Source organism: Antarcticibacterium arcticum, assembly GCF_007993795.1.
GTDB classification, from domain to species: Bacteria; Bacteroidota; Bacteroidia; order Flavobacteriales; family Flavobacteriaceae; genus Gillisia; species Gillisia arctica.
On the sequence record NZ_CP042476.1, the window covers coordinates 1228849 to 1241556 of the forward strand.

The following is a 12708-nucleotide window of genomic DNA, read 5'->3' on the forward strand; positions in this document are numbered from 1 at the left end:
GCTACAGGCAATTAGCTTTCTCATAGTCAAAAAAATCCTTATTCCGTATTTACTACAGAGTAAGTATCTTATCTTTAGTACGTAAAATCCCAAATCTTACAATTTTGATACATATACTTACAACAGGTGGCACCATCGAAGGACTGGATTATGATCAAAAACAAAGCGCCAGGAAAATTTCAATAAGTAATTTTCTGAAAGCGGCGAATGTTTCATTTTCTTTTTCCATAGAAGAGGTTTTCCAAAAAGATAGCCGATCTATAACATTTGAAGACCGAGATTATTTGGCAGAAAAAATCCAAACCTCAAAAGCTTCAAAAATTTTAGTATCTCACGGTACTTTCACTATGGAAGAAACTGCTGAGCATATAGGAAAACTTAACCTTAATAAAACAATCGTTCTCGTAGGTTCATTTATCTTGGGTTCATCAAAGAACACGGATGCTCCATTCAATTTAGGCTATGCAATATGTGCCTTACAATTTTTAAAGCCAGATGTCTATGTGGCTATGAACGGTAGGATTTTTCATTGGAAAAATGTTACCAAAAATTTGGGGACAAATAAATTTGAGCGTAAAGATGAGAAACAATGATGTTTGACACCTCAATCCATTGGACGACCTTTTTTTACCTATTGATTGACACAATTATTGTACTTATTGCTGTCATTCAAAATGCAAAGCTAAAACGCCTCAGTCTAAGAAGGTATATAACTCTCGGGTTGCTGTACGTTGCTTACAACTTAACCGGGGGATTTTTGCCAACCAAAAACTTTCCTGATCCAATAATTGTTCAATACATCATTACATATGGCGTTGCAATAGTACTATGTGTGTACTTAATTTATTATTTGTATAAGGATTATGATATTGTATTTTTAAAGTATGGCTCTACCATCCGCAATATTGCTATACTCGTTGGTGGTTGTTTCATTCTTTTATTTTTAATCCCTTATTTCCTTACAAATTCTTTAAATGCAGCAAGGATTTATTTCACGATCCCGGTTTCAATTATAGCATTTATTTTTCTCGGCTTATTTTACAGAAGGATTTCAAACATCGACAATCCAAATTCTTTTGTTTCTAAAAAAAATAAGTTAGCCATCATAAGTATCTCTTGCCTAGCCCTTTTGCCCATACTAACAGTTATAGGTGATTATCAATGGTTAACCTTCACTGTAATGAACCTGGCTTTCTATGCAATAACAGTTATTGAAGTAAATAGATACCTCCGTTTTCTGAAGAATAAGCCTGAAGCCTTCGAAGTCTTTGCTTCTCAAAAAGTAGAAGGAAATGAAGCCCTGAAAAACAAAATATACTATGGAGATCTGACAAGAAGGGAAGTTGAAGTTGCATTATCCATTTTACGAGGATTACCTTATAAAGAAATTGCCAGAGATTTTTTCATAGCAGAAAGCACTGTTTCTAAACATGCCTCAAATATTTTTAAAAAAACTGCGGTCAAGAATAGAGGTCAATTTATATCCCGCTTCGAGCCAAAGAAGAAATAGCTTCGGTACTATGTTGGGCTTTTAGCTCTTATTCCGTAGGAAAATACGTACTATCCGTAATAAAATACGGCAGCAATTACTGATAATAACACTATTTGTAATTATCTTCAAGGAGGTTCTTTAGCTGTCATGAAAGTACCTCCCAATTTCTCTTTGTATTTTTCATAATCGACAGACCTAAACTAACTATCTAACCATTCATTTAAAGAAATATATGAGGCTTTACAGTAAAATTGTTACAGATGAATCCAGAATTGCTCTCATACAAGCTATCGGAAGAACTAAAGGAAATCGAACTTCACAGTAAGAATATCCTTGAGCAATCCTATCGCTCTATTGAAGTATGTCGCAACCTACTCATTACACTCAAAAGAGAAGTCATAGCTAAAGGCTTTGACTCTATTGAAGCCGAAATTGAATTCTTTAAAACAATAAAACAGGCTCCCCTTGTTCATCTAATTTATTTCTCAGAAATTCATTCCTTTGAAATCCAGTTTCCAAAAGCGGATAAAAACTCCCAGCTTAAATTCATCAAAAAGAAAATTGGTAAGCTAAACCGTTTCTTTCTGTACAATTTGGATTTTGGGCAGTATGTCAATTCAGGTGCCATCCATTTCGACAAAGAATATTATACCCGGGATTATCTGGATAGCTATCATATCACTACTTCTAAATTCTATTTTCAGGACCCTGATTTTTGCTCGCCCAGGGATATGCTCTTAGGAAAATTCAACGCCTACAATAATTTGGTTACTTATCTGGATGAACGAATGTCCAATCTTGAAAATAATCTTAATGGGAAAGAGGTAAAGCAGCACGCTACCGAAAAAATACATTGGCCATTTACTAATTCAGATTGGGTGGAATTGGTTTATGCCCTATGGTATAATGGACTTCGGAACCAGAATGGCCTCAGCATTATGAAGGTTTCGCAAAAGCTTCAGGAAATTTTTGATTATACACCAAGGGACATCTACAAAACCAACCAGGATATCAAGGGCAGAAAAAATAGCAGGACGTTATTCCTGGATCGATTAGCGACCTCACTACTCTCTGAAATGGATAAGAGCGAAGAATAGATAATTCCCATTTTTTCGATCTTCCAAAATTGTTAAAAAAAGACCGTACTACGGTTGACCTACCGAAATTGATATTTTTATTCAAATCTTCATTTAATTTAATCTTATTTGAAGATTTAGGTTTAAAATCTGTAGGATAAAAACAGCCAAAATCTATCAAATATCAAGATGTTAAATTTTGACCATACTACGGCCGTACTGGGGAACAAAATCCAGTAATCCCTCCCAATTTTGTAGAACGAAAGTCAAACCTTGATAGGGGCTATCAATTAAAAAGATTTAACCATTTGATAGTCCCTTTCTTTAAAAACCGTTCTATTATGCCAACAAGTATCATTACCACAGACGATCTTCGGGAGTTCAAATTAGAATTGCTCGAGGAGATTAAAAATCTCATCACCAAACAATCATCAGGAACTTTAAAGAAATATTTAAAATCTTCCGATGTAATGGACCTGCTCCAGGTAAGTCCGGGAACTCTTCAAAATCTAAGAATTAACGGCACCCTACCCTACACCAAAGTTGGAGGAATTATTTACTATGATGCCGTGGAAATCCAAAACGTGATGACCGCCAATCGGGTACATCACAAATTTGAATAACTACTATGAATTATATTAAGCAACTGAATGCGGCTTTTGAAAAGTTCTTTTTTGATGACCGTTTGAACCCGACCCATATTAGCTTGTATATGGCTTTATTTCAGGAATGGAATAGCAGCCGGTTTGCCGATGAATTTTTCGTTAACCGCAGGGAACTGATGCGCGTGGCCAAGATCGGCTCAAAATCCACCTACCATCGGTGTATTGTTGAACTGGATAAATGGGATTATCTCTCATATTTTCCGTCCAGCAATCCGTACAAAGGCAGTAAAATCAAGATGTTCATTATCGAGACATCAGATGAATCTTTCACGGGAGATCACGATCCCATATTGGAACAGCTTGCGGAACAGTACCATCCCAAAAATGAACCAGTAGTGTACCGGCACTGTCCCAATAAGGGACAAGCAGTGAACCCACACCGTCCCGTGAGTGGACAAGCATTGGTATCTAATATAAACAATACTAAACAAATAAACATTAATAAACAGCCAAAGGACAGGCAGGCTGTTTTATATTTTTTTGAAGAAAAAAGATTTCCTGCCGATGAAGGAAAAAAATTCTTTGAGCACTACCAGGAAAGAGATTGGAAAACTAGCGATGAAAATGAGGTAAGGGATTGGCGGGCCTTAGCCAAAAACTGGATGGATCGTGCTGAATTGTACGGCTCAGAAAACAGCCAAACTAAAAAGGGAGTGTCCCACAACAGGGACAACCTCAAAACCACTAAAATCAAAGACTATGGTCAACCCCTCTAAAATAATCGAAGGCGGTGTAGAATTTTCGCTGGGGAAATTTGATGGAAAATCGGTGCTTTACGATTTTCCTAAAATCCTGGTGTACCTCAATGCAAAGGGAAAGCTTTTATTTGGTGAAAAATTCAAGATCTACGAGGAAGACCGAGATATTATACTAAAGTTGAGTTCTTACTTTATCAAAGACAAAAAGAGCTGCCAGAAGTCTGGAATTGATGTTGAAAAAGGCCTTTTACTGTCAGGTCCCGTAGGATGTGGAAAAACCAGCCTAATGAAACTTCTCCGTCACCTGGTTCCCCTGCAAAGACCTTACGAGATGATTCCATGCCGCAACGTTGTTTTTAGCTTTAATCATCTTGGCTATAAAACAATCGAAGATTACGGAAACACTAAACTCTACTGCTTTGATGATTTAGGGATAGAACCCCCCGGAAGGTTCTACGGAAAAGATTGTAATGTTATGGGAGAAGTGCTGTTATCGCGTCATGAACTTTTTCTTCAGACAAATCAAAAGGTTAAAACTCACGCCACAACAAACCTGAATGCCGAGGAACTGGAAGAACGTTACGGAAACAGAGTCCGAAGCCGAATGCGAGAATTATTCAATCTTGTTGCTTTTGATGAGACCGCGGGAGATAAAAGAAAATAGAAATGGATCGCAACGGTTTAATAAACATTTACGAGCAGTATTGTTTAAACAATTATAGATATGGATTTTTTATAAGGGAAAGTACCTGGAAATCTATTGGTAAGGTACTTTTTATTGTAGGTATTAAAGAGGGAGATAATCTCAAAGGAAATCCGCCATATTTCAATAATCCCAAAGTTTATGTGAAACTTTTTTATGCATTTTCAATTGGAGAGATTAATAGGAATACAAATTCCAGGGTTATAAAAATATGTGATGGAGGGACTTATCGATATCAATCCGTCGATGAAAACTTTAGATTTTCCTAAGGTATCCATAATATTGAATGAATAATAGCATAACTAATCGTGCGGCCATTTTTTATTTTTTAAGTCCAACAGATGCTTTAAAGTTTCCGATACGAAAGCTTTTACAACATCCCCAATTCTTTTAATTACTTCTAAAAATGCTTCTTTCATTATTCCGATTTTAAATGATTATTTATTCCTGACAAAATAGCCAATGCTATTGCTGTAATACCTGATGGTCTCGAAAAATGCACTGCCTCAACCGGATTATTTAGAAAACCTACTTCAATTAGAATAGCGGGACAAAACTTAAACATTTCCCTCAATACCTGAAAATCGGCAAACTTCATCCCCCTGTTTTCAATGTTTATTTTAAAAGTAGACCCTCTTAGAATTTCATTCCCAAGAGCAATTGAAGTTCTGGTGTTATACTCAAATTTTTTGGATTCAGAAATAAATGTAAAAATTTCCATTCCCCGGGCATCGCTATAAAATGAATTGCAATGCAAGGAAATAAATATATCTCCCCTTAATGATTTTGCTAAGTTGATTCTTTCTGAAAGGCTGAAAAAACTATCATCATATCTTGTAAGATAAATATCATACTCATCTCCAAATATTAATTTATTGAGCCTGATCATTTCTTTTCCTATGGCCAGTACAACATCTTTTTCCTGGATTCCATTTATTCCGATCGCACCAGGGTCTTTTCCTCCATGACCAACATCGACAATAATTCTTTTTTGATGTTCTTTTCCCTGCCCAAAAATGACACACATTTTCAGGAGCAAAACCAGAAAAATGACGTTTTTCAGCCTCATGAGTATTAAAAATTTTCAGGTTATTACCAGTTCTCCTGGTGATTTCAATTCAATTTGACATCAATTATTACCAAAATAAACCATCCAAAATCAAATATTATTTTTATTTATTTTGCTGATTTACAGGTATTTATATCGAAATATATGTATTTTTTCTGTAACAAAAACAAAACAAAAATTTAAACAGTTCGTTATGAAAAAATCAATCTATCCCACACTTTTTTTGTCAATGATTTCATTCCCGCTTTTCGCACAGATTGGCGGGATTGAAAATTCAGTAAATGATGTTGCTGAGACTATCAGGACTATTTTTCCAATCCTCCTAGGAGTGATCTTTCTTGTCGGCTTCCTGTTTAATGCAGGCCACTTCTTTGGAGAAAATGCAGACCTAAAAAAAGGAATTACCCGGGTACTGGTCTTTGTCCTTATTGCAGGAGCAGTCGTGGGCATCTTCACCTATTTGATTTCAATCGTGGTCTAATGAAACAATTTGAAATCTATAGAAACATTAGGAAAAAGGCAGTCATTTTTGGGCTGCCCATCTCCTCTTTTGCTCTAATGATGATTTGTGTAGTAGCTTCTTTACTGGTCATCATTTTCTCTTTCAGTTTCTGGATCATCATTGGTGCTTCGTTCTTCAATTGTGTCCTTTATTTAATACTGATCAGAATAACCAAAAAAACACAGCTCCTTCCGATATCCGGAAGATTTCCAGAACTCATCAGCAACAGAAAATATTCAGGCTTTAATTATGAACAAGATCAATCTATCTGACTTTGCTCCTATTATAGATATTCAGAACAATATCATTTTTGCTAATAATGGAAATGTAGTTCTGTGCTATGAGGGTATCCTACCTGAAGTTTATTCTTTATCTGAAAAGGATCTTGAAGACCTACATGGGGTTTGGTTCCAGGCTTTAAAATCTTTGCCCACTGGAAGTGTGGTACACAAACAGGACATTTATTTAAAAAAATCTTATTCAGCAGAGTTATTACCCAATACAACCTTTTTAGAAAAAGCAACTCATGACCATTTCCAGGGTAGGCTATTTATGGAACATCGCTGCTATTTATTTTTTATCCTCACCAAAAATAAAGCTTTAAATAATCCAAAGTATGTCAATCCATTTCGAAAAATTTCTAAAGGAATACCTCAGGAAATTGATGATAATCTCAAAAGGTTTATCAGCTCGGTCAGCGATTCGGTCTCCTATATCAATAACAGCCGTAAAATGTCCTTTCTTCCTTTGGGTGCTGCGGAAATTCAGTCTTTGAGCAATAGCTTCTTTAATGGTTTTCAAAATGGATTTGATACAGATATGCTGCTCGATAAATCTAATATTCAGGTTGGCGATAATTATTTTGATGCCCTGGCTATCAACAGCGAACGCTGTTTTGGCGAAACTGTTCAGAGCAGTAAGATCAATGAGAGGTTTACTTCCGATGATTTTATATTCCACCAGGGCTTTATTGACGGCCTCGGATTGACCCTTAATGAAAATCATATGGTAAATCAAATTTTTTACCTGGATGATAAACAAAAATGGCGGAAACTCCTTGATAACAAAATCGAAGAACTTCAAAAAAGTTCAAACTTTGGATCCCAGAACAAGGTTGTGCTGGGTAAAATTCAGCATATCCTTGACCAGATAAATGCGGATGATACTTCCAGAATTATCCGTGGCCATCTCAATGTCATCTATTGGGCTAAGGAAGCCGGAGAGCTGGCTCAGATAGCTTCGAAAGTAAAGACTAAATTTAAGGAACTGGATATTACGCCGTACTACCCACGGGGAGAAGAACGTAAAAATTATGTTCTAAATAGTTACTGTTGCTTTTCTTCCAACTTTTCCAATGCAGATTTATATGTGACTGATTTAAAGCACGCTCTTTGCCTGCTGATCAATAACACTAATTACAAATCGGATCCTACAGGAATCATCTTTAACGACCGGGAACATAATATCCCTGTGCTAAAGGATGTATGGGACGAGAAGAAGAAGCGTATTAAAGCACGAAACTTTGCCATTTTTGCTCCTACAGGGGAAGGAAAATCTTTCCTGGCCAATAATATTCTGCGGCAGTACTTCGAGAGCGGAGTACGCCTGGTGATCATTGATCTTGGTGGATCCTATACAAAATTCGCAAAGTTATATCCTGAAAATTATATAGTGCTAAGATATGAAAGTGGAAAAAATTTGGGCATTAATCCATTTTACATCAGTAACTCAAAGGATATCACGCCTGAACGCCTGGAAGATTTGTCAATGTTCCTGTTTGAATTGTTCGGTTCCGATTTAAAAGTGACCAAAACACAGTCTGTTTCGGTAAAAAAAATATTGCGCCACTACTATTCGAATGTTTCTGAAAAACATTCCCTGGATAGTTTTTATCGGTTTATAGAAAGCAATCAAAAAGATCTACTTCCAAAACTCAAGATCCATCCCGATTATTTCAACACAGTCAACTTTCTACACGTGATGTCCGAATATGTTGGGGATGGCCTGTACAGCTTTCTTTTTGAGATTAGCGAGGACCAGACCTATAAAATTGAGGACAAACGATTGATTGTTTTTGAGCTTGATGAAGTAAAGGATAATAAGGAAGTTCTTTCGGTAATGCTTAAGCTGATCAAATCTGCTATCCAGCGAACCATTTGGAAAAACCCTGCGGAGAAAGGAATTATCCTGTTTGATGAATTTGCGAAGCAGTTGAAATTCGAGAATGTACTGGAAAGCGTGGAATTTTATTATCAGGCGATTCGGAAACAGAACGGGGCAATCGGTATCATCTTACAATCTATTAACCAGCTGCCGAACAATTCCACCTCGGCAAGTATCCTGGAGAACACCCAGGTCATTTACAGCCTCCACAATGAAAAGGGATATAACGAGCTGGCCAAGCGGTTAAACCTTTCCAGTCACGATCTTAACCAGTTAAAATCCATCAGGAACAATCTTTCCGGAGTTCGCAAGTACACCGAGATGTTTATCAAGATTGGGAAGGAAAGCAATGTCTTTCGGCTTGAAGTACCAAGGGAAGTTTATGCAGCTTATCTGACCGATGGATTCGAAAATGAAGAAATAATGAAGCTTTATGAAAAACATCAGGACATGGAGAAAGCAATTACAGAGTATTCATCCAAAAAAATAAAAATATGAGAACAAAAATTTTAATTCTTGGAATGGCTATCTTTTTTAGTCTAAACACCCGGGCCCAGGGAATGCCGGTTTACGATAATACGAACTTTATCAGCCTGGTGAAGTCGCTGGTCGAATCTGCCAAGCAAACTTCCCAACTTTTAAAAACTGCTGAATTCCTGAAACAGCAGAAAGAAAATCTTGAAAAAGTAAACAATGTAGTTAAGCAGTTAAAAGCCGTACAGGAAATAGGCCGGAACAATCAACGTCTTATCAACGTAATGCAGAATGACTTACAGGACATTCTTAACTCACCCTATATCAAACCAGAGGAAATCCAACGGGTGACTGAATCTTTTAGCTCCATTGTAGAAAACTCATTGGAAACAATGGACTTTATTGATGAAATCCTGTCCAGCGATTACCTCAAAATGAGCGATGCCGACCGTGCGTACATCCTAAAAGAAAAAGAAGAAGAATCCAAAATTATGGTTTCAGAAATCACATTGAAAACGAAGCGATACCGTGATATTATTTCTTTCCGAAAGATGCAGGATAAAATCAATAATCGTGAAACAGAATATTAATTATGGCTGCTAATATCATCTTAGGAATAGGTCTGGAATATGTTGATACCATTTTCCAGACCATACAAAATAGTAATTTCTCGCAATATACCATTGCTGGAATGAAAACGCTTGCCGTCCTTTTCTTTTTAGTCAATATCCTCAAAAAATACAGTGAGGGCGTTGCGGATAAGGATGGCTATACCTGGGGGTTAAGCCCTGGAGAACTGGCCAAAAACTTTGCTGTCGTGCTACTGGTAATTTTCTCGACACAAATTCTAGGCTTTTTTGATGGTATTTTAGTGGCCATTGAAGGCCAATATCGCGGCACGGCCCCGGCTTTACTTCCTTTACAGATGCAGGATATTCCTATTGAAGATGAAGTAAACATTATAAAAGCAGCTCAGGCTGCAATGGCATTGCTCTATGAAGCTTTGGTAACACCCCTTTTTGGTTTCAAAATATTCGCTTTTATAGGAAGCACTATTCTATGGATTCTAGATCTGTTCATTTATCCGTTGTTTTTGGCAGAACGCTTTTTCCTACTGGGGATTATGCAAGCGTTTTTCCCATTGGTCATCAGTCTGGCCGTTTTTGAAAAATTCCGTTCGTTGGCTTATAATTTTTTCAAATTGTATACAGCGGTCTATATGCTGGTACCGGCCTTCTTCTTGGTCAATGTCTTTGTCAATGCCATTTATACTGAGGTAAACACCAACTTTTGGACGAACTTGTTCGGGACGGATGTAGGCAGCGGCTTTTTTGCCCCGGTTGTACAGCTTGGTTCGGTAGGGTTTATCGTCTTCCTCAAGTTTAAACTGTACCGGCGCGCTACATCATTTACCCTGAAATTATTTACTGCCTAAAACTGATACAATGAAAACACCTTATAAAAATATTTATGCCGTCCTTAGAATAAATAGGTTCATCGTCTTGGCCGTCATCATCTGTTCCTCATTATCCAGCTTCTTTGCCGTTTGGATGGCATATAACATTAATAAAAAGGCCTTGAACAATGCTTTTGCCATCAATACCGATGGAAGTATCATTCCATTAAAACTCGTTACTCAAAAGGAAAACTTTAAAGTTGAAGCCTTGTCTCATTTACAGCTTTTTCACAATTATTTCTACAACATCGATGCAAGCAATTATGAAAAGAACTTGGAAAAGGCACTATGGCTTGGGAACAGTTCTGTTGACAACCTCTACCGTCAAAAAAAGGCCGATGGTGTCTATAATCGGTTGTTGCAATATTCATTAGTCCAAAAGGTGCTCAGCATTGATTCCCAAATCCAAGAAAAGAATGGGACCTACAGCTTTAGAACTGTTACCATTTTTAAAATCAACCGGGGATCGATTATCGATACTTACGAGTTGGTTTCCACCGGTAACCTTATTGTCGTTGATCGGAATTTCCCCAACAATCCACACGGATTATTGATCACCAACTATTTCGAGAAATCCCTTAAAAAACTGAACAATGAAAATCCATAACCTGCCCAACGGTCAGGCGGGTATTTAAAAAACCAATGATTATGAAGATAGAAAAGAATAAAATAGTCTTTGCGGCTGTATTGGTCGTGATATTACTATTCCTGATTTCCTATTCCGTGATGGTAATGGGCGATGATGAAAGTGAGAACGAGAACCTTAAAGAAACATCTGTTCCCGCACTGGAAGAAGGTCAAAAAGAATACAATTCCAAACTGGATGCAATCAACGATTTGAAGGAAGTGCGGGAAACCAACGCACCAAGCATCTACGATGAAAAGTTGATTGATTCCCTGGGCTTTTATGATGCGGATTTACCTGAAAAAGAAAAGGAGCGCATTGTGGATAGTATTTACTCAGCAGGGAAAATTAAGTATTCCGAAAAAAATTATCAGAATATTGGCGTTGCAAAAGCTGTTACCAAAGTCGCAAACGTAGTTGACTCCGCAGAAATAAAGGTGGAAAAAAAAATTGCTACCAAGGAAATGGGGCTGGAACACCAGTTGTTCTTTGCATCTGATCCAAAAGGAAATGATATTTCCATTTACGGAACAACGGATGCCGTAATCTATGCGGCCGTGGATGGTGATCAAGTGGTCAAGGTTAATTCGCGTTTACGGATGCGCCTGACCAAAGCCGCGACCATTAATAACAAAAGCATTCCAAAGAACACGTACGTTTTTGGCTTTATCAGTTTTCAACCCCATCGGGTATTAATTGAAATCGAAAATATCCAACACCATCCCACAAAACTTAAAGCCTTCGATCTTCAGGATGGTAGCGAGGGAATATACGTGGAAAATAATTTTCGCGCAGAGGCCACTAATGAAGTTTTAGATGATATTCTAGGGGATATCAACATCCCTAGCGTACCGCAAGTGAGTGGGATAACCAAATTACTCAAGCGCAACAACCGGAACGTAAAGGTTACCGTGCTCAACAATTACAGACTAATTTTAAAACCTAAATTATGAAAGCTTATATTTTTATTATTGCCTTAGTTTTGGCCGTCGAGAAAACTTCTGCACAACAACCAATAACCCTTGATACGATTTATGCAAATGACCAAAAGAACGTGGCTTTATTCTTCCCAGAACCCATCCGCCAAGGAATTACGGGATCTGAAAATTTTGTGTTTACCTATAATCGTGAGAAAGAACAGTATTTCGGGTTGCTCCAGGCAAAGCCGGGAATGGAAAGTAATCTTCTGGTGGTCAATAGAAATGGTTCAGTTTTTTCGTATATTGTAAAGTATAAGAAACAGCTTGATAGATTAAATTATTTTATACCGAAGTCTAAAAGCATCGGTAATGAAAAGCCCATTGTTGCTGATTCGGCAAAAGTAAATGAGTCTAAGAAAGAGTTAGGAAATGAGGTCTATTACTACCAAAAATTCAGTTCCTACCTACTTGATCGAAAACAACGGATTAACCGGCTACAAAAACGTAATGAGGGCATCGTTTTGAGCATTGAAAATATTGTTTTTGACAAGGATGAGCTTTACTTTGTAATCCAGATTGAAAATAAATCTACCTTGGATTACGATCTGAATTTCTTAAAACTCTCGGTTGAAACGAGACAAAAAGGTAAAAGGAAATCATTGCAACGCCTTTATCAAGAGCCAATTTTCAAGTATAATTCGCCCTCCAAAGTAGCAGAAAACGAAACCGTAAGATTGGTTTATGTGCTGCCTAAGTTTTCAATAAGCAATGACCGCAGAGCGGTTTTAGAGCTAAATGAAAAGAACGGAGAAAGAAGCTTAAAATTAAAAGTATCGCATAGATTTATCAACAACCCTAATTAGCA

Annotated in this window: 16 protein-coding genes; 14 read left to right on the forward strand and 2 right to left on the reverse strand. The window is 37.1% G+C overall.

The window, feature by feature from the left end; all coding sequences use genetic code 11:
- The first annotated feature begins 104 nt into the window (after positions 1–104).
- From FK178_RS05455 to FK178_RS05485, 7 genes are all read left to right on the forward strand, one after another.
- Positions 105–593, forward strand: coding sequence for an asparaginase domain-containing protein (locus FK178_RS05455; protein WP_146831821.1), 489 nt, complete (start codon positions 105–107; stop codon positions 591–593).
- Positions 590–1510, forward strand: coding sequence for a helix-turn-helix domain-containing protein (locus tag FK178_RS05460; protein WP_240793900.1), 921 nt, complete (start codon positions 590–592; stop codon positions 1508–1510). The genes FK178_RS05455 and FK178_RS05460 overlap by 4 nt, the downstream gene beginning before the upstream one ends.
- A 242-nt stretch (positions 1511–1752) precedes the next feature.
- Positions 1753–2589: an RteC domain-containing protein gene (locus FK178_RS05465; RefSeq protein WP_146831824.1), complete on the forward strand. Its 837-nt coding sequence runs from the start codon at positions 1753–1755 to the stop codon at positions 2587–2589.
- A gap of 320 nt (positions 2590–2909) precedes the next feature.
- Positions 2910–3191 (forward strand): helix-turn-helix domain-containing protein, encoded by a 282-nt coding sequence (locus tag FK178_RS05470; RefSeq protein WP_146831827.1) that lies wholly within the window; start codon positions 2910–2912, stop codon positions 3189–3191.
- Positions 3192–3196: 5 nt separating this feature from the next.
- Positions 3197–3949 (forward strand): hypothetical protein, encoded by a 753-nt coding sequence (locus FK178_RS05475; protein WP_146831830.1) that lies wholly within the window; start codon positions 3197–3199, stop codon positions 3947–3949.
- Positions 3933–4595, forward strand: coding sequence for a P-loop NTPase family protein (locus FK178_RS05480; RefSeq protein ID WP_146831833.1), 663 nt, complete (start codon positions 3933–3935; stop codon positions 4593–4595). Before FK178_RS05475 ends, FK178_RS05480 begins: the two co-directional genes overlap by 17 nt.
- 2 nt (positions 4596–4597) lie before the next feature.
- On the forward strand, positions 4598–4903 hold the full coding sequence (locus FK178_RS05485; RefSeq protein ID WP_146831836.1) for a hypothetical protein: 306 nt from the start codon (positions 4598–4600) through the stop codon (positions 4901–4903).
- Positions 4904–5052: 149 nt separating this feature from the next.
- Here the strand turns inward: FK178_RS05485 and FK178_RS05490 are convergent, their stop codons facing one another.
- Positions 5053–5703 carry an N-acetylmuramoyl-L-alanine amidase family protein gene (locus FK178_RS05490; protein ID WP_240793901.1) on the reverse strand — a complete coding sequence of 217 codons (651 nt, stop codon included), beginning with the start codon at positions 5701–5703 and terminating at the stop codon, positions 5053–5055.
- A 193-nt stretch (positions 5704–5896) separates the two neighbouring features.
- On the opposite strand from FK178_RS05490, the gene FK178_RS05495 reads away from it, so the two are divergent.
- Complete coding sequence (locus FK178_RS05495; RefSeq protein WP_146831843.1) at positions 5897–6184, forward strand: hypothetical protein; 288 nt, start codon at positions 5897–5899, stop codon at positions 6182–6184.
- Between the two features lie 16 nt (positions 6185–6200).
- Here the strand turns inward: FK178_RS05495 and FK178_RS15845 are convergent, their stop codons facing one another.
- The gene (locus FK178_RS15845; RefSeq protein ID WP_168194564.1) at positions 6201–6344 is read right to left on the reverse strand and encodes a hypothetical protein; all 144 of its coding nucleotides are present in this window, start codon (positions 6342–6344) and stop codon (positions 6201–6203) included.
- A gap of 110 nt (positions 6345–6454) precedes the next feature.
- Between FK178_RS15845 and FK178_RS05505 the strand changes: the two genes are divergently transcribed.
- From FK178_RS05505 to FK178_RS05530, 6 genes are read left to right on the forward strand one after another with little or no spacing between them, the layout of a single operon-like run.
- On the forward strand, positions 6455–8866 hold the full coding sequence (locus tag FK178_RS05505; RefSeq protein WP_146831847.1) for a TraG family conjugative transposon ATPase: 2412 nt from the start codon (positions 6455–6457) through the stop codon (positions 8864–8866).
- Positions 8863–9432 (forward strand): conjugal transfer protein, encoded by a 570-nt coding sequence (locus FK178_RS05510; protein ID WP_146831850.1) that lies wholly within the window; start codon positions 8863–8865, stop codon positions 9430–9432. Before FK178_RS05505 ends, FK178_RS05510 begins: the two co-directional genes overlap by 4 nt.
- A gap of 2 nt (positions 9433–9434) precedes the next feature.
- Entirely contained in the window at positions 9435–10277 is an 843-nt protein-coding gene (locus FK178_RS05515; RefSeq protein ID WP_146831853.1) for a hypothetical protein, read from the forward strand.
- 10 nt (positions 10278–10287) lie between these two features.
- Positions 10288–10905 carry a conjugal transfer protein TraK gene (locus tag FK178_RS05520; RefSeq protein WP_146831856.1) on the forward strand — a complete coding sequence of 206 codons (618 nt, stop codon included), beginning with the start codon at positions 10288–10290 and terminating at the stop codon, positions 10903–10905.
- Positions 10906–10946: 41 nt separating this feature from the next.
- Positions 10947–11876, forward strand: coding sequence for a conjugative transposon protein TraM (gene traM / locus FK178_RS05525; RefSeq protein WP_146831858.1), 930 nt, complete (start codon positions 10947–10949; stop codon positions 11874–11876).
- Complete coding sequence (locus tag FK178_RS05530) at positions 11873–12706, forward strand: DUF4138 domain-containing protein (RefSeq protein ID WP_146831861.1); 834 nt, start codon at positions 11873–11875, stop codon at positions 12704–12706. The genes traM and FK178_RS05530 overlap by 4 nt, the downstream gene beginning before the upstream one ends.
- Positions 12707–12708: the final 2 nt, after the last annotated feature.